The 17,965-nt window shown below is 44.8% G+C and carries 18 protein-coding genes and 1 other annotated feature; all 18 genes read left to right on the top strand.

The genetic code is table 11. The features are described 5' to 3' along the window. Window position 1 precedes the first annotated feature (1 nt). The 18 genes from OVA33_RS03885 to fusA all read left to right on the top strand — a co-directional run bounded on the left by OVA33_RS03885 (window position 2) and on the right by fusA (window position 17,880). Window positions 2-433 (top strand): Mini-ribonuclease 3, encoded by a 432-nt coding sequence (locus tag OVA33_RS03885; RefSeq protein ID WP_016935909.1) that lies wholly within the window; start codon window positions 2-4, stop codon window positions 431-433. Further along, window positions 417-1,166: a 23S rRNA (guanosine(2251)-2'-O)-methyltransferase RlmB gene (gene rlmB, locus OVA33_RS03880; RefSeq protein ID WP_003156413.1), complete on the top strand. Its 750-nt coding sequence runs from the start codon at window positions 417-419 to the stop codon at window positions 1,164-1,166. Before OVA33_RS03885 ends, rlmB begins: the two co-directional genes overlap by 17 nt. A gap of 6 nt (window positions 1,167-1,172) precedes the next feature. Next, window positions 1,173-1,685, top strand: coding sequence for a ribosome-dependent mRNA decay endonuclease Rae1/YacP (gene rae1, locus OVA33_RS03875; protein WP_003156414.1), 513 nt, complete (start codon window positions 1,173-1,175; stop codon window positions 1,683-1,685). 62 nt (window positions 1,686-1,747) lie between these two features. Next, entirely contained in the window at window positions 1,748-2,404 is a 657-nt protein-coding gene (sigH, locus tag OVA33_RS03870; RefSeq protein WP_003156415.1) for an RNA polymerase sporulation sigma factor SigH, read from the top strand. 85 nt (window positions 2,405-2,489) lie between these two features. Continuing rightward, window positions 2,490-2,639, top strand: coding sequence for a 50S ribosomal protein L33 (gene rpmG, locus OVA33_RS03865; RefSeq protein WP_003156421.1), 150 nt, complete (start codon window positions 2,490-2,492; stop codon window positions 2,637-2,639). 32 nt (window positions 2,640-2,671) lie between these two features. After that, on the top strand, window positions 2,672-2,851 hold the full coding sequence (gene secE, locus OVA33_RS03860) for a preprotein translocase subunit SecE (RefSeq protein ID WP_003156422.1): 180 nt from the start codon (window positions 2,672-2,674) through the stop codon (window positions 2,849-2,851). A 167-nt stretch (window positions 2,852-3,018) separates the two neighbouring features. Next, window positions 3,019-3,552 carry a transcription termination/antitermination protein NusG gene (nusG, locus tag OVA33_RS03855; protein ID WP_003156423.1) on the top strand — a complete coding sequence of 178 codons (534 nt, stop codon included), beginning with the start codon at window positions 3,019-3,021 and terminating at the stop codon, window positions 3,550-3,552. Between the two features lie 167 nt (window positions 3,553-3,719). Next, a complete protein-coding gene (gene rplK, locus OVA33_RS03850) occupies window positions 3,720-4,145 on the top strand; it encodes a 50S ribosomal protein L11 (RefSeq protein WP_003156430.1) in 426 nt (141 codons plus the stop codon). A gap of 94 nt (window positions 4,146-4,239) precedes the next feature. Beyond that, window positions 4,240-4,938 (top strand): 50S ribosomal protein L1, encoded by a 699-nt coding sequence (rplA, locus tag OVA33_RS03845; RefSeq protein ID WP_003156431.1) that lies wholly within the window; start codon window positions 4,240-4,242, stop codon window positions 4,936-4,938. A gap of 48 nt (window positions 4,939-4,986) precedes the next feature. After that, window positions 4,987-5,129, top strand: a sequence feature (ribosomal protein L10 leader region). Window positions 5,130-5,192: 63 nt separating this feature from the next. Next, window positions 5,193-5,693 carry a 50S ribosomal protein L10 gene (gene rplJ / locus OVA33_RS03840; protein ID WP_014416746.1) on the top strand — a complete coding sequence of 167 codons (501 nt, stop codon included), beginning with the start codon at window positions 5,193-5,195 and terminating at the stop codon, window positions 5,691-5,693. Window positions 5,694-5,734: 41 nt separating this feature from the next. Further along, the gene (rplL, locus tag OVA33_RS03835) at window positions 5,735-6,106 is read left to right on the top strand and encodes a 50S ribosomal protein L7/L12 (protein ID WP_003156436.1); all 372 of its coding nucleotides are present in this window, start codon (window positions 5,735-5,737) and stop codon (window positions 6,104-6,106) included. Window positions 6,107-6,195: 89 nt separating this feature from the next. Further along, window positions 6,196-6,801 (top strand): class I SAM-dependent methyltransferase, encoded by a 606-nt coding sequence (locus OVA33_RS03830; protein WP_017419471.1) that lies wholly within the window; start codon window positions 6,196-6,198, stop codon window positions 6,799-6,801. 245 nt (window positions 6,802-7,046) lie between these two features. After that, the gene (gene rpoB, locus OVA33_RS03825) at window positions 7,047-10,628 is read left to right on the top strand and encodes a DNA-directed RNA polymerase subunit beta (protein ID WP_017419472.1); all 3,582 of its coding nucleotides are present in this window, start codon (window positions 7,047-7,049) and stop codon (window positions 10,626-10,628) included. A 62-nt stretch (window positions 10,629-10,690) separates the two neighbouring features. Then, window positions 10,691-14,290: a DNA-directed RNA polymerase subunit beta' gene (rpoC, locus tag OVA33_RS03820; protein ID WP_022552485.1), complete on the top strand. Its 3,600-nt coding sequence runs from the start codon at window positions 10,691-10,693 to the stop codon at window positions 14,288-14,290. Window positions 14,291-14,458: 168 nt separating this feature from the next. Then, window positions 14,459-14,707, top strand: a complete 249-nt coding sequence (locus OVA33_RS03815; protein WP_003156443.1) for a 50S ribosomal protein L7ae-like protein — start codon at window positions 14,459-14,461, stop codon at window positions 14,705-14,707. A gap of 115 nt (window positions 14,708-14,822) precedes the next feature. Further along, window positions 14,823-15,239, top strand: coding sequence for a 30S ribosomal protein S12 (gene rpsL / locus OVA33_RS03810; RefSeq protein ID WP_003156445.1), 417 nt, complete (start codon window positions 14,823-14,825; stop codon window positions 15,237-15,239). A 39-nt stretch (window positions 15,240-15,278) separates the two neighbouring features. Then, window positions 15,279-15,749 carry a 30S ribosomal protein S7 gene (rpsG, locus tag OVA33_RS03805; protein ID WP_003156447.1) on the top strand — a complete coding sequence of 157 codons (471 nt, stop codon included), beginning with the start codon at window positions 15,279-15,281 and terminating at the stop codon, window positions 15,747-15,749. Between the two features lie 52 nt (window positions 15,750-15,801). Further along, the gene (gene fusA / locus OVA33_RS03800) at window positions 15,802-17,880 is read left to right on the top strand and encodes an elongation factor G (protein WP_007410399.1); all 2,079 of its coding nucleotides are present in this window, start codon (window positions 15,802-15,804) and stop codon (window positions 17,878-17,880) included. Window positions 17,881-17,965: the final 85 nt, after the last annotated feature.

Here is a 17,965-nt window from a genome sequence, read left to right as displayed (position 1 = left end):
GATGCTTCAATTTGAACAAATCAAAGATTCAAAGCAGTTAAACGGTCTTGCGCTCGCTTATATGGGTGATGCCATTTTTGAAATATACGTCCGGCATCACCTGCTTAAGCAGGGCCATACGAAACCGAATGACCTTCATAAGAAGGCGAGCCGGATCGTATCGGCAAAATCACAGGCAGACATTCTGTTCCGCCTTCAGGAAGAATCCTTTTTCACGGAGGAAGAGGAAGCCGTGGTGAGAAGGGGAAGAAACGCAAAATCAGGGACGACGCCTAAAAACACAGATGTACAGACGTACCGCCATAGTACAGCTTTTGAGGCTTTGCTCGGATATCTTTTTCTTGAGAAAAGAGAAGAAAGACTGAATCAGCTGATTACAGAAGCTATACAAGTCGGGACGTCAGGGAGGAAAACAAATGAGTCAGCAACATGATTACGTCATAGGAAAAAACGCGGTAATTGAGACGTTAAAGTCGGATCGCAAACTCTATAAGTTATGGATGGCGGAAAACACAGTAAAAGGACAGGCGCAGCAAGTTATGGAGCTTGCTAAAAAGCGCGGCGTCACCATTCAATTTGTACCGAGGAAAAAACTCGATCAGATGGTGGAGGGGCAGCATCAGGGTGTTGTCGCCCAGGTGGCGGCATATGAATATGCACAATTAGACGAATTATATAAAAGAGCGGAAGAGAGAAACGAACAGCCTTTCTTTCTCATATTGGACGAGCTGGAAGATCCTCATAATCTCGGTTCCATCATGAGAACGGCTGACGCTGTCGGTGCACACGGCATTGTGATTCCGAAACGCAGAGCGGTCGGACTGACGTCGACGGTCGCAAAAGCTTCGACCGGTGCGATTGAACACATCCCCGTCGTGAAGGTGACCAACCTTGCCCGGACACTTGATGAAATGAAGGAGCGGGGGATTTGGGTCGTCGGAACGGATGCATCCGCCCGGGAAGACTACCGCTCTATGGACGGCAAGATGCCTTTGGCGCTCGTTATCGGAAGCGAAGGCAGAGGAATGGGCCGGCTTGTGAAAGAGAAATGTGATTTTCTCATTAAACTTCCGATGGCCGGAAAAGTCACGTCTCTGAATGCGTCGGTAGCGGCCGGCCTTCTCATGTATGAAGTCTACCGGAAGCGCAATCCTTTAGGGGAATGAAGACAGATGGACATCCTGTTAGTAGACGGATACAACATGATTGGAGCTTGGCCGCAGCTAAAGGATTTAAAAGCGAACAGTTTTGAAGAAGCGAGAGATGTACTGATCCAGAAGATGGCGGAATATCAGTCCTACACGGGAATCAGAGTCATTGTGGTGTTTGACGCACATCTGGTAAAAGGCATAGAGAAAAAACAAACGAATCACAGAGTCGAAGTGATTTTTACACGGGAGAATGAGACGGCGGATGAGCGGATCGAGAAGCTTGCCCAGGCGCTGAATAATATTGCGACACAGATTCATGTCGCAACCTCCGATTATACGGAGCAGTGGGCGATTTTCGGACAAGGGGCTCTCCGCAAATCCGCCCGGGAGCTTCTGAGGGAAGTGGATACGATAGAACGGCGGATTCAAAGGCGGGTTTCAAAGATCACTTCTGAAAAACCGCCGGGTAAAATCGAGCTGTCCGAAGAGGTTTTGAAAACGTTTGAAAAGTGGCGCCGAGGCGGTCTGGATTAGGTTGACGCTTTTTCGCCCATTAATGTATAATATTTCTATCTACGTGCGCCGGGGGGATCGCAGTGAATCTACAGAACAGCAAGGGAAAGTTCAACAAAGTGCAATTTTGCCAGTTGGAGGACGAGCAGGTCATTGAAAAGGTTCATGTTGGGGATAGTGATGCGTTAGATTACTTGATTACGAAGTACCGTAATTTTGTACGGGCGAAAGCAAGGTCTTATTTTTTAATAGGGGCCGACAGAGAAGATATTGTACAGGAAGGGATGATAGGCTTATATAAGTCTATCCGAGACTTTAGAGAGGACAAGCTCACTTCATTTAAAGCTTTTGCAGAATTATGCATTACCCGCCAGATTATTACCGCAATAAAGACAGCTACCCGTCAGAAACACATTCCTTTAAATTCCTATGTTTCTTTAGACAAACCTATTTTTGATGAAGAATCTGACAGAACACTGCTTGATGTCATTTCAGGCGCTAAAACGTTAAATCCTGAAGAGATGATTATTAATCAGGAAGAATTTGATGATATCGAAATGAAAATGGGAGAACTGCTGAGCGATCTGGAGAGAAAGGTGCTTGTTCTGTACTTGGACGGAAGAAGTTACCAAGAGATTTCAGATGACTTAAACCGACACGTAAAATCAATCGATAATGCCCTGCAGCGCGTGAAGCGCAAGCTTGAAAAGTATTTAGAAATAAGAGAGATCAGCCTGTAGCAGGTTTCTGTGTCATATTGACAGAATTTTTCTGACTGTGCTATTTTATTAAGATAAATGAATGTTTAGGAAAAGGTGTAACGACATGAGAAAAAAGATTACGCTGGCATGCAAAACATGCGGAAATCGTAATTATACGACAATGAAAAGCTCTGCATCAGCGGCTGAGCGGTTAGAAGTTAAGAAGTACTGCAGCACTTGCAATTCACATACAGCTCATTTAGAAACAAAATAGTGTTCGCTTTTTAAATTGTGGAGGTCTTTTACATGCGCATGATGAGTTTCTTTAAAGATGTTGGGAAAGAAATGAAAAAGGTTAGCTGGCCTAAAGGCAAAGAGTTAACGCGCTATACGATCACGGTGATTTCAACGGTTATCTTTTTTGTTATCTTTTTTGCCCTCCTTGATACAGGAATTTCTCAATTAATTCGTTTAATAGTTGAATAATGATCAGCAATACGTGCTATAATAGATCATAATATCGTTTGCCAAAACCCGTTCAGCGGGTTTTTTATTGTGTTGTTGAAAAAAGGATTCATAGGCCCTGAGCCTATTTTTTGTTTTACACTTCATTTTTAAATGCGGGGAGGGAAGGACTGCAGAGTCCTGATAGAATGGAAAAGAATTGGTATGTTGTTCATACGTATTCCGGTTATGAAAACAAAGTAAAAGCGAACCTTGAAAAACGTGTGGAATCAATGGGAATGCAGGATAAAATTTTCCGCGTTGTCGTCCCTGAAGAAGAAGAGACTGATATTAAGAACGGCAAGAAAAAAGTAGTCAAAAAGAAAGTGTTCCCGGGTTATGTGCTTGTTGAAATCGTCATGACTGATGATTCCTGGTATGTGGTCCGCAACACGCCGGGCGTTACCGGATTCGTCGGATCAGCCGGTTCAGGCTCAAAGCCGACTCCGCTTCTTCCTGGCGAAGCGGAAACCATCTTAAAACGCATGGGCATGGATGAGCGGAAAACCGACATTGATTTTGAATTGAATGAGACAGTCAAAGTCATAGACGGACCTTTCGCCAACTTTACAGGATCAATTGAAGAGATTGATTATGATAAGAGCAAAGTGAAAGTATTCGTTAACATGTTCGGCCGTGAAACGCCGGTTGAACTGGAATTTACCCAGATCGACAAATTGTAATGTGAAAAAACTTGAAATTGCTATATATTAATGATAATATAGCAAAGGTACGTCTTGGACTAATCCAAGGCAGCTAGCTTGATATTTCGTCATTCATATAAAGAATGAAACCTTGAGTGGGAGGGTTTACCCTATTACCACATCACGGACTTAAGGAGGTGTGTCTCGTGGCTAAAAAAGTAGTAAAAGTTGTAAAATTGCAAATTCCTGCTGGAAAAGCTAACCCAGCGCCGCCAGTTGGACCTGCACTAGGTCAAGCCGGTGTAAATATCATGGGATTCTGTAAGGAGTTTAATGCTCGTACAGCTGACCAAGCTGGTTTAATCATTCCTGTTGAAATTTCGGTTTACGAAGACCGTTCATTTACATTTATTACAAAAACTCCGCCTGCTGCAGTATTGCTTAAAAAAGCAGCTGGAATTGAGTCTGGTTCTGGTGAACCAAACCGTAATAAAGTGGCAACCGTTAAGCGCGATAAGGTTCGCGAAATCGCTGAAACGAAAATGCCTGACTTAAACGCAGCAGACGTTGAAGCGGCAATGCGCATGGTTGAAGGTACTGCCCGCAGTATGGGTATCGTTATCGAGGATTAATTTGTTTCTTGTCGGGTTGCGAGTTTTCACAAGTTCGCAACCCTTATTCGTGGGAGGTTATTCCGCTATAACCACATAAGGAGGAAATTTTAAAATGGCTAAAAAAGGTAAAAAGTACGTTGAAGCTGCGAAGCTTGTAGACCGTGCGAAAGCTTACGACGTCGCTGAAGCAGTGGCGCTTACTAAAAAAACAAACACAGCTAAATTCGACGCTACAGTTGAAGTTGCTTTTCGTTTAGGGGTTGACCCTCGTAAAAACGATCAGCAAATCCGCGGTGCAGTTGTACTTCCTAACGGAACTGGTAAAACTCAGCGCGTGCTTGTATTCGCTAAAGGCGAAAAAGCAAAAGAAGCTGAAGCTGCCGGTGCAGACTACGTTGGCGATTCTGATTACATCGCGAAAATCCAGCAAGGCTGGTTCGAATTCGATGTAATCGTTGCGACTCCTGACATGATGGGTGAAGTCGGTAAAATCGGCCGTGTGCTTGGACCAAAAGGTCTTATGCCAAACCCTAAAACAGGAACTGTTACATTCGAAGTAGAAAAAGCAATCGGCGAAATCAAAGCTGGTAAAGTAGAATACCGCGTTGACAAAGCTGGTAACATCCATGTTCCGATCGGAAAAGTTTCTTTCGAGGATGAAAAACTTGTTGAGAACTTCACAACAATGTATGATACAATCCTGAAAGCAAAACCGGCTGCGGCTAAAGGTGTTTACGTGAAAAACGTTGCCGTTACTTCTACTATGGGCCCTGGTGTCAAAGTAGACGCTTCTACTTTCAACGTAAAATAATATTTGACTTTAGATCAGCATTCTGATATGATTCAAAATGTTGTAAAATATAATATGTCATTTATACCGTAGACAGCAGGGGCCGTTGAGGCTTAATATCCTGCCGAGGTGTATATATATCACAGCTATTACGTTACGTATGCTTGTATATACAGCCTCCATGTCCACATGGAGGCTTTTTATATGAAATCGTCGTTACAGTCGTGATCACCTAGCGGTATAAGTGTTACACAAAATCTACAGGAGGTGTAACCATGAGCAGCGCAATTGATACAAAAAAAGTTGTTGTTGAAGAGATTGCTTCTAAACTGAAAGAAAGCAAATCAACGATCATCGTTGACTACCGCGGACTTAACGTTTCTGAAGTAACTGAACTCCGTAAACAGCTTCGCGAAGCTAACGTAGAGTTCAAAGTGTACAAAAACACAATGACTCGCCGTGCGGTTGAACAAGCTGAACTTGATGGTTTGAATGATGTCTTAACTGGACCGAATGCGATCGCATTCAGTACTGAAGATGTTGTCGCTCCGGCAAAAGTTCTTAACGAGTTCGCGAAGAATCACGAAGCTCTGGAAATCAAAGCGGGCGTTATCGAAGGAAAAGTATCTTCTGTTGAAGAAGTGAAAGCTCTTGCTGAACTTCCTTCACGCGATGGCTTACTTTCTATGTTGCTTAGCGTACTTCAAGCTCCAGTTCGCAACCTTGCACTTGCAGCTAAAGCAGTTGCAGAACAAAAGGAAGAACAAGGCGCTTAATCTGATTTTACCCTAAAATAAAACAAATGGAGGAATTTCAAATGGCTTTAAATATCGAAGAAATCATTGCTTCCGTTAAAGAAGCAACTGTACTTGAATTGAACGACCTAGTAAAAGCAATCGAAGAAGAATTTGGCGTAACTGCTGCTGCTCCTGTAGCTGTAGCTGGCGGAGCTGCTGCTGGCGGCGCTGCTGAAGAGCAAAGCGAATTCGACCTTATCCTTGCTGGTGCAGGTTCTCAGAAAATCAAAGTTATCAAAGTTGTTCGTGAAATCACTGGTCTTGGCTTGAAAGAAGCTAAAGAACTTGTTGACAACACTCCAAAACCACTTAAAGAAGGTATTGCGAAAGAAGAAGCTGAAGAGCTTAAAGCTAAACTTGAAGAAGTTGGCGCTTCTGTAGAAGTTAAGTAATCTTCACTTGCCTGTAGGGGAAGCTCGCTTTTATGAGGCGGGCTTTTTCTTTGCCATTCTTTAAGCCATGAAAAAAGGAGGTTCTAATAATGAGTGAGCACTATTATTCAGAAAAACCTTCAGTTAAAAGCGATAAACAGACATGGTCATTTACACTGCGGAACAGATCTTATACATTCACAAGTGACAGCGGCGTTTTCTCGAAAAAGGAAGTTGATTTCGGTTCGCGTGTCTTAATTGAAGCGTTTGAAGAACCGGAGATCGATGGTGACTTCCTGGATGCAGGCTGCGGTTACGGCCCGATCGGTCTGTCACTCGCCGGTGCATTTACAGACCGCACCGTGCACATGATTGACGTGAATGAAAGAGCCGTAGAGCTGTCAAATGAAAATGCAGAAAAAAACGGAATAAAAAACGTTCGAATTTATCAGAGTGATTTATTTTCAAATATTGATTCTGCTCAAACATTTGCTTCTATTATTACAAACCCCCCAATCCGCGCCGGAAAAAAAGTTGTCCATGCCATTTTTGAAAAAAGCGCTGAGCATTTAAGGGCTTCAGGTGAATTGTGGATCGTCATACAGAAAAAGCAAGGCGCGCCTTCTGCCATTGAAAAGCTCGAGGAACTGTTCGATGAAGTTTCCGTCGTTCAAAAAAAGAAAGGCTATTATATCATAAAAGCAAAAAAAGTTTGACTCGGTATTTTAACTATGTTAATATTGTAAAATGCCAATGTATATATTTTGCTTGATATGATGAATTGTCAATATCTATGTATAAATTATACAAGTATGGAAATGCTAATAAAATCGGTATTTGTTTTTGGATGTGGTTTTCTTAATTAGAAACCCTTTTTTCTTTTGTCTTGTAAAAGTATTTTCTTTCTTTGGAAGAAATGCTTATTACACATATAATACGCATGATTTGAGGGGTGAATCAGTTGACAGGTCAACTAGTTCAGTATGGACGACACCGCCAGCGCAGAAGCTATGCTCGCATTAGCGAAGTGTTAGAATTACCAAATCTCATTGAAATTCAAACCTCTTCTTATCAGTGGTTTCTTGATGAGGGTCTTAGAGAGATGTTTCAAGACATATCACCAATTGAGGATTTCACTGGTAACCTCTCTCTTGAGTTCATTGATTATAGTTTAGGTGAGCCTAAATATCCTGTAGAGGAATCAAAAGAACGTGATGTGACTTACTCAGCTCCGCTAAGAGTGAAGGTTCGTTTAATTAACAAAGAAACTGGAGAGGTAAAAGACCAGGATGTCTTCATGGGTGATTTCCCTATTATGACAGATACCGGTACTTTTATCATCAACGGTGCAGAACGTGTTATCGTATCTCAGCTTGTTCGGTCTCCAAGTGTATATTTCAGTGGTAAAGTAGACAAAAACGGTAAAAAAGGTTTTACCGCGACTGTCATTCCAAACCGTGGCGCATGGTTAGAATACGAAACTGATGCGAAAGATGTTGTGTATGTCCGCATTGATCGCACACGTAAGTTGCCGGTTACGGTTCTTTTGCGTGCTCTCGGCTTCGGTTCCGACCAAGAGATTCTCGATCTCATTGGTGAGAACGAATATCTCCGCAATACACTGGATAAGGACAACACTGAAAACAGTGACAAAGCGCTTCTTGAAATCTATGAGCGCCTTCGTCCCGGAGAGCCGCCTACAGTAGAAAACGCAAAAAGCTTGCTGGATTCCCGTTTCTTCGATCCGAAGCGATACGACCTTGCGAATGTAGGACGCTATAAAATTAATAAAAAGCTTCATATCAAGAATCGCCTGTTTAACCAGCGACTTGCAGAAACACTGGTGGATCCGGAAACCGGTGAAATTCTCGCTGAAAAAGGGCAGATTCTTGACAGAAGAACACTTGATAAAGTACTGCCATACTTAGAAAATGGAATCGGCTTCAGAAAACTTTATCCTAACGGCGGCGTCGTCGAGGATGAAGTGATGCTTCAATCCATTAAAATCTATGCTCCTACCGATGCAGAAGGAGAGCAGACGATCAATGTGATCGGCAATGCTTACATCGAAGAGGCGATTAAAAACATTACGCCTGCTGATATTATTTCTTCTATCAGCTACTTCTTCAACCTCCTGCACGGAGTGGGCGACACTGATGATATCGACCATCTCGGAAACCGCCGTCTGCGTTCTGTAGGTGAGCTCCTGCAAAACCAATTCCGTATCGGTTTAAGCCGGATGGAACGTGTCGTACGTGAAAGAATGTCTATTCAAGACACGAATACAATTACGCCGCAGCAGCTGATTAACATCAGACCTGTTATTGCGTCTATTAAAGAGTTCTTCGGAAGCTCACAGCTTTCTCAATTCATGGATCAGACGAACCCGCTTGCTGAATTGACGCACAAACGCCGTCTGTCAGCTCTCGGACCGGGCGGTTTGACACGTGAGCGCGCAGGTATGGAAGTACGTGACGTTCACTACTCTCACTACGGCCGTATGTGTCCGATTGAAACGCCTGAGGGCCCTAACATCGGTTTGATCAACTCATTGTCATCATTTGCGAAAGTAAACCGCTTTGGTTTCATTGAGACGCCATACCGCCGCGTTGATCCTGAAACAGGAAAAGTAACGCCTAGAATCGACTACCTGACTGCTGATGAAGAGGATAACTATGTCGTAGCCCAAGCGAATGCTAAGCTGAGCGATGACGGTTCTTTCTTGGATGACAGCATCGTAGCGCGTTTCAGAGGGGAAAACACCGTTGTAGCCCGCAACCGCGTAGATTACATGGACGTATCTCCTAAACAGGTTGTATCTGCTGCGACAGCATGTATTCCGTTCTTGGAAAACGATGACTCGAACCGCGCCCTCATGGGAGCGAACATGCAGCGTCAGGCTGTGCCTTTGATGCAGCCGGAAGCTCCGATCGTCGGAACGGGTATGGAATACGTATCCGGTAAAGACTCCGGTGCAGCCGTTATTTGTAAACACCCTGGTATCGTAGAACGGGTGGAAGCGAAAAACGTATGGGTGCGCCGCTATGAAGAAATTGACGGCCAAAAAGTAAAAGGCAACCTGGATAAGTACAGCTTGCTGAAATTTGTCCGCTCCAACCAAGGTACGTGCTACAACCAGCGTCCGATCGTCAGTGTCGGCGATGAAGTAGTCAAAGGAGAAATCCTTGCTGACGGACCTTCAATGGAGCTTGGTGAACTTGCTCTCGGCCGCAACGTAATGGTCGGCTTCATGACATGGGATGGTTACAACTATGAGGATGCCATCATCATGAGTGAACGCCTTGTGAAAGATGATGTATACACATCTATTCACATTGAAGAATATGAATCAGAAGCACGTGATACAAAGCTTGGGCCGGAAGAGATCACCCGCGATATTCCAAACGTAGGGGAAGACGCGCTCCGCAATCTTGATGACCGCGGAATTATCCGTATCGGTGCGGAAGTCAACGACGGAGACCTTCTCGTAGGTAAAGTAACGCCTAAAGGTGTAACTGAGCTTACGGCTGAAGAACGCCTTCTGCATGCGATCTTTGGAGAAAAAGCGCGTGAAGTCCGTGATACTTCTCTCCGTGTGCCTCACGGCGGCGGCGGAATTATCCACGACGTAAAAGTCTTCAACCGTGAAGACGGCGACGAACTTCCTCCGGGAGTGAACCAGCTTGTACGCGTATATATCGTTCAGAAACGTAAGATTTCTGAAGGTGATAAAATGGCCGGACGTCACGGAAACAAAGGGGTTATCTCGAAGATTCTTCCTGAAGAAGATATGCCTTACCTTCCTGACGGCACGCCGATCGATATCATGCTTAACCCGCTGGGTGTACCATCACGTATGAATATCGGTCAGGTATTAGAACTTCACATGGGTATGGCTGCCCGCTACCTCGGCATTCACATCGCGTCACCTGTATTTGACGGCGCGCGTGAAGAAGATGTGTGGGAAACACTTGAAGAAGCAGGCATGTCAAGAGACGCTAAAACAGTTCTTTATGACGGCCGTACGGGAGAACCGTTCGACAACCGTGTATCAGTCGGAATCATGTACATGATCAAACTGGCGCACATGGTTGATGATAAACTTCATGCCCGTTCTACAGGTCCTTACTCACTTGTTACGCAGCAGCCTCTCGGCGGTAAAGCCCAATTCGGCGGACAGCGTTTCGGTGAGATGGAGGTTTGGGCGCTTGAAGCTTACGGCGCAGCTTACACGCTTCAAGAAATCCTGACTGTGAAGTCCGATGACGTGGTCGGACGTGTGAAAACATATGAAGCCATCGTCAAAGGCGACAATGTTCCAGAGCCTGGTGTTCCGGAATCATTCAAAGTATTGATCAAAGAGCTTCAAAGCTTAGGTATGGACGTGAAAATCCTTTCAGGCGATGAAGAAGAAATAGAAATGAGAGATCTAGAAGACGAGGAAGATGCGAAACAGGCTGACGGCCTTGCATTATCAGGTGATGAAGCGCCGGAAGAAACAGCATCTCCAGACGTTGAACGTGACGCAGTAACGAAAGAATAGTCTCTGATTGATAAAGGCAAGTGACATCGGTTAATCCGAAGATAAAAAGGGAGGTAGGCCCCTTGCTAGATGTGAACAATTTTGAGTATATGAACATCGGTCTTGCTTCACCGGATAAAATCCGTTCATGGTCTTTTGGTGAAGTGAAAAAGCCTGAAACGATAAACTATCGTACATTGAAACCTGAAAAGGACGGCCTGTTCTGCGAACGCATTTTCGGACCGACTAAGGACTGGGAATGTCATTGCGGCAAGTACAAGCGGGTTCGTTATAAAGGCGTAGTTTGTGACCGTTGCGGAGTTGAAGTAACGCGGGCTAAAGTCCGTCGTGAGAGAATGGGGCATATTGAACTGGCTGCCCCGGTTTCTCACATTTGGTATTTCAAAGGTATTCCGAGCCGTATGGGTCTTGTATTGGATATGTCACCGCGTGCGCTGGAAGAAGTTATTTACTTTGCTTCTTACGTCGTAACTGACCCGGCCAATACACCGCTCGAAAAGAAACAGCTTTTATCTGAAAAGGAATACCGTGCGTATCTGGATAAGTACGGAAACAAATTCCAAGCCTCTATGGGTGCGGAAGCCATTAATAAACTTCTGCAGGACATCGACCTTGTCAAAGAAGTTGATATGTTAAAAGAAGAGCTGAAGACTTCTCAAGGACAGCGCCGTACACGTGCGATCAAACGCCTTGAAGTGCTTGAAGCCTTCCGTAATTCAGGAAACAAGCCGTCTTGGATGATCCTCGACGTGCTTCCGGTTATTCCGCCTGAATTAAGACCGATGGTTCAGCTTGACGGCGGACGTTTCGCAACGTCTGACCTGAACGACCTTTACCGTCGTGTCATCAACCGTAATAACCGTTTAAAACGTCTGTTAGACCTCGGCGCGCCAAGCATCATCGTTCAGAACGAAAAACGTATGCTTCAGGAAGCAGTCGATGCTCTGATTGACAACGGACGCCGCGGCCGTCCGGTTACCGGACCGGGTAACCGTCCGCTTAAATCTCTTTCTCACATGCTGAAAGGGAAACAAGGGCGTTTCCGTCAGAACCTTCTCGGTAAACGTGTAGACTACTCAGGACGTTCCGTTATCGTCGTAGGTCCGCATCTGAAAATGTATCAGTGCGGTTTGCCGAAGGAAATGGCGCTTGAGCTCTTCAAGCCTTTCGTCATGAAAGAGCTTGTTGAAAAAGGCCTTGCTCACAATATCAAGAGCGCAAAACGCAAAATCGAACGCGTGCAGCCTGAAGTATGGGATGTACTTGAATCTGTCATTAAGGAGCATCCGGTCTTACTGAACCGTGCCCCTACTCTTCACAGATTAGGTATCCAGGCTTTCGAACCGACGCTTGTTGAAGGACGCGCCATCCGTCTTCACCCGTTAGTATGTACAGCTTATAACGCTGACTTTGACGGTGACCAAATGGCGGTTCACGTACCTTTATCAGCTGAGGCTCAAGCTGAAGCACGTATTCTGATGCTTGCAGCCCAAAACATCTTGAACCCTAAAGATGGTAAACCGGTTGTTACGCCGTCTCAGGATATGGTATTAGGAAACTACTACCTGACGCTTGAGCGCGCCGGAGCAGTCGGCGAGGGTATGGTCTTCAAGAATACAGACGAAGCGCTTCTTGCTTATCAAAACGGTTATGTTCACCTTCATACGAGAGTAGCTGTTGCAGCGAACTCCCTTAAGAATGTGACATTTACTGAAGAACAGCGTTCAAAATTGTTAATTACAACTGTCGGTAAGCTCGTCTTCAATGAAATTCTTCCGGAATCATTCCCTTACATGAATGAACCAACGAAGAGCAACATTGAAGAGAAGACACCTGACCGTTTCTTCTTAGATAAAGGTGCTGACGTAAAAGCTGTGATTGCTGAGCAGCCGATCAACGCACCGTTTAAAAAAGGTATTCTCGGTAAAATCATCGCGGAAATCTTTAAACGATTCCATATCACGGAAACGTCTAAAATGCTTGACCGCATGAAAAACCTCGGTTTCAGATATTCAACGAAAGCCGGCATCACAGTAGGGGTTTCTGATATCGTCGTTCTCGATGACAAACAGGAAATCCTTGAAGAAGCACAAAGCAAAGTTGATAATGTCCTGAAACAGTTCAGACGCGGTTTAATCACCGAAGAAGAACGTTATGAAAGAGTCATTTCAATTTGGAGTTCAGCGAAAGATGTTATCCAAGGCAAACTGATGAAATCATTAGACGAAGTCAACCCGATCTACATGATGAGTGACTCAGGAGCCCGTGGTAACGCATCTAACTTTACACAGCTTGCGGGTATGCGCGGTCTGATGGCCAACCCGGCTGGACGAATCATTGAATTGCCGATTAAATCAAGTTTCCGTGAAGGTCTGACAGTATTGGAGTACTTTATCTCCACTCACGGTGCGCGTAAAGGTCTTGCCGATACCGCCCTGAAAACAGCTGACTCAGGTTACCTTACACGCCGTCTTGTTGATGTTGCGCAGGATGTTATCATTCGTGAAACAGATTGCGGAACAGACCGCGGTATTCTTGCAAAACCGCTCAAAGAAGGCACGGAAATCATCGAGCGTCTGGAAGAGCGTCTGATCGGACGTTTCGCCAGAAAACAGATCAAACATCCTGAAACGGGTGCTGTGCTCATTAACGAAAATGAATTGATCGATGAAGATAAAGCGCTGGAAATCGTTGAATCCGGAATCGAAGAAGTGTGGATCCGTTCCGCGTTCACATGTAACACTCCTCATGGTGTATGTAAACGATGCTACGGACGTAACCTTGCAACCGGAACTGATGTTGAAGTCGGTGAAGCAGTAGGTATTATCGCCGCTCAATCTATCGGTGAGCCTGGAACACAGTTAACGATGCGTACGTTCCACACAGGCGGGGTTGCCGGAGACGATATCACACAAGGTCTTCCGCGTATCCAGGAGCTTTTCGAAGCGCGTAATCCGAAAGGTCAAGCGACGATTTCTGAAATTGACGGTACAATTGCCGAAATCAATGAAGTACGCGACAAACAGCAGGAGATTGTTGTTCAGGGCGCTGTTGAGACCCGTTCATACACGGCACCTTACAACTCACGCCTGAAAGTGGCTGAGGGTGATCAGATTACCCGCGGTCAAGTGCTGACAGAAGGTTCAATCGATCCGAAAGAACTTCTTAAAGTCACTGACCTGACAACGGTTCAGGAATATCTTCTGCATGAGGTTCAGAAGGTTTACCGTATGCAGGGTGTTGAAATCGGCGATAAACACGTAGAAGTAATGGTTCGCCAGATGCTTCGCAAAGTCCGTGTGATCGATGCCGGAGATACTGATGTTCTCCCTGGCACATTGCTTGATATTCACCAATTCACAGAAGCGAACAAAAAAGTGCTGCTTGAAGGCAATCGACCTGCTACAGGACGTCCTGTCCTTCTCGGTATCACGAAAGCTTCACTCGAGACGGATTCATTCTTGTCTGCCGCATCATTCCAAGAAACAACACGCGTTCTTACTGATGCTGCGATTAAAGGCAAGCGCGATGAACTTCTCGGCCTGAAAGAGAATGTTATCATCGGTAAACTGGTTCCGGCCGGTACCGGTATGATGAATTACAGAAAAGTAAAACCTGTTTCAAACGTTCAGCCTTCGGAAGATATGGTTCCGGCTGAATAACAGAAACTGCTGCAGGAAAGGCTGTTTCGACAGCTTTTCCTCAGTATTACAATTATTCTGGCGGGGGACTGCACTAAAAAATGTCATACGTTGTTGACATCCGTCCCGCAGAGTGATAATATAACCAAGGTGCTCGAAATAAAACCTGTTACTTTGGAGGATATGTTTATGTCTTATGATAAAGTATCACAGGCCAAATCAATTATTATTGGTACGAAGCAAACAGTGAAAGCTCTAAAACGAGGTTCAGTGAAGGAAGTCGTCGTGGCAAAAGACGCGGATTCAGTTCTTACGGCTGGCGTTATCCAGCTTGCAAAGAACCAAAATACCGCTGTCTGTATGGTGGATTCCATGAAAAAGCTCGGCAAAGCCTGCGGAATTGAAGTGGGAGCAGCAGCTGTTGCCATTATGTTATAGCGTACTTTTTGTTTTTATATAAGATATCAATCTTGTGTAAAGACATTGTTTTTTGCCTAATGATGAACCACCTGGGTATGTGGGTTATAAAACGTAATGAAGGGAGGAACACAACATGCCTACAATTAATCAGCTAATTCGCAAGGGACGCGTGAGCAAAGTTGAAAACTCTAAGTCACCTGCACTAAACAAAGGATACAACAGCTTTAAAAAAGAGCACACTAACGTATCTTCTCCACAAAAACGCGGGGTATGTACTCGTGTGGGTACAATGACACCGAAAAAACCGAACTCAGCACTTCGTAAATACGCTCGTGTTCGTTTGACTAACGGAATCGAGGTTACTGCCTACATTCCTGGTATCGGTCACAACCTGCAAGAGCACAGCGTTGTACTGATCCGCGGCGGACGTGTAAAAGACTTACCGGGGGTACGCTACCACATCGTTCGTGGCGCGCTTGATACTGCCGGAGTTGAAAACCGTGCGCAAGGCCGTTCTAAATACGGTACGAAACGTCCTAAAGCAAAGTAATCAAATAAATCATTAAAACTATGAAGGGAGGATATTCAGATGCCACGTAAAGGTCCTGTAGCAAAAAGAGATGTTTTACCTGATCCGCTTTACAACTCTAAGCTGGTATCCCGCCTGATCAACAAAATGATGATCGACGGTAAAAAAGGTAAATCTCAAACAATCCTATACAAGTCATTCGATATCATTAAAGAACGCACTGGCAATGATGCAATGGAGGTTTTCGAACAAGCATTGAAAAACATCATGCCTGTACTTGAAGTAAAAGCACGCCGTGTAGGTGGAGCTAACTACCAAGTGCCTGTAGAAGTTCGTCCTGAACGCCGTACAACTCTTGGTCTTCGCTGGTTGGTTAACTATGCGCGTCTTCGCGGAGAAAAAACAATGGAAGAGCGCCTGGCTAACGAAATTCTTGATGCAGCTAACAACACTGGTGCTGCCGTTAAGAAACGTGAAGACACTCACAAGATGGCAGAAGCGAACAAAGCATTTGCTCACTACCGCTGGTAGGATTCATATAATCAAAATAATAATTCCCTAATAAGGAAGGAGAAATTACCCAATGGCAAGAGAGTTCTCCTTAGAAAAAACTCGTAATATCGGGATCATGGCTCACATCGATGCCGGTAAAACGACTACTACAGAACGGATCTTGTTCTACACAGGCCGTATCCACAAAATTGGCGAAACTCACGAAGGTGCTTCGCAAATGGACTGGATGGAGCAGGAACAAGAACGCGGTATCACAATCACTTCTGCAGCAACGACTGCACAGTGGAAAGGTTACCGTGTAAACATCATCGATACACCGGGACACGTAGACTTCACAGTTGAAGTTGAACGTTCACTCCGTGTACTTGATGGTGCGGTTGCCGTACTTGATGCTCAATCAGGTGTTGAGCCTCAGACAGAAACAGTATGGCGCCAAGCAACAACTTACGGAGTACCGCGTGTTGTATTTGTCAACAAAATGGACAAAATCGGCGCAGACTTCCTTTACTCTGTAGGCACTTTAAGAGACCGTCTTCAAGCTAACGCTCACGCAATTCAATTGCCGATCGGTGCTGAAGACAACTTCGAAGGTATCATCGACTTAGTAGAAAACGTTGCGTATTTCTACGAAGATGACCTTGGAACTCGTTCAGATGCGAAAGAAATCCCTGAAGAGTACAAAGAGCAAGCTGAAGAGCTTCGCAGCAGCCTGATTGAAGCTGTAGCTGAGCTTGATGAAGAGCTTATGGAAAAGTACCTTGAAGGTGAAGAAATCACTATCCCTGAACTGAAAGCTGCTATCCGTAAAGGTACACTGAATGTTGAATTCTACCCTGTACTTGTTGGTTCTGCTTTCAAAAACAAAGGTGTTCAGCTTGTACTTGATGCTGTTCTTGACTACCTTCCTGCGCCAACTGATGTTGCTGCAATCAAAGGTGTACGTCCTGATACAGATGAAGAGATCGTTCGTCATTCTTCTGATGAAGAGCCGTTCTCTGCACTTGCATTTAAAGTTATGACTGACCCTTATGTCGGTAAGCTGACATTCTTCCGCGTATATTCCGGTACACTTGATTCCGGTTCATATGTAAAGAACTCTACAAAAGGCAAGCGTGAGCGCGTAGGACGTATCCTTCAAATGCACGCTAACAGCCGTGAAGAGATCTCTACTGTTTACGCTGGAGACATCGCAGCTGCTGTAGGTCTAAAAGATACTTCTACTGGAGATACTCTATGTGATGAGAAGGATCTTGTAATCCTTGAATCAATGGAATTCCCAGAGCCTGTTATCGACGTAGCGATTGAGCCTAAATCAAAAGCTGACCAAGATAAAATGGGTATCGCTTTAGCGAAACTTGCTGAAGAAGATCCTACATTCCGTACACAAACAAACCCTGAAACGGGTCAAACAATCATCTCTGGTATGGGTGAGCTTCACCTTGATATCATTGTTGATCGTATGAAGCGTGAGTTTAAAGTTGAAGCTAACGTTGGTGCTCCTCAAGTTGCGTACCGTGAGACATTCCGTACCGGTGCAAAAGTTGAAGGTAAATTCGTACGTCAATCAGGCGGACGCGGTCAGTTCGGTCACGTTTGGATCGAATTTGAACCGAACGAAGAAGGCGCTGGCTTTGAATTCGAAAACGCAATCGTCGGTGGTGTTGTTCCTCGTGAATACATCCCAGCCGTACAAGCAGGTCTTGAAGACTCTCTTGAAAATGGTGTCCTAGCCGGATTCCCGCTAATCGACATCAAGGCGAAACTTTTTGATGGATCTTACCATGATGTTGACTCAAACGAAATGGCGTTTAAAGTCGCTGCTTCTATGGCATTGAAAAATGCAGTCAGCAAATGTAACCCAGTTCTTCTTGAACCAATCATGAAAGTTGAAGTTGTTATTCCTGAAGAATACATGGGAGACATCATGGGTGATGTTACTTCTCGTCGCGGACGCGTAGAAGGTATGGAAGCTCGCGGTAACGCTCAAGTTGTGCGTGCGATGGTACCTCTTGCTGAAATGTTCGGTTACGCTACTGCCCTTCGTTCTAACACGCAAGGACGCGGTACGTTCACAATGTTCATGGATCACTACGAAGAAGTGCCGAAGAGCATCGCTGAAGAAATTATCAAAAAAAATAAAGGCGAATAATTGATTTTGCCACTTAACTCAAGTATAACTACTATTGTAAGATGAGGGAGTGAAAGCTTGCTTTCACTTTCTATCACTCTATACA

Source organism: Bacillus sp. KICET-1, from assembly GCF_027721405.1.
In the GTDB taxonomy this organism is placed as follows: Bacteria; Bacillota; Bacilli; order Bacillales; family Bacillaceae; genus Bacillus; species Bacillus velezensis.
This window is presented reverse-complemented; position numbering and strand designations above follow the sequence as displayed.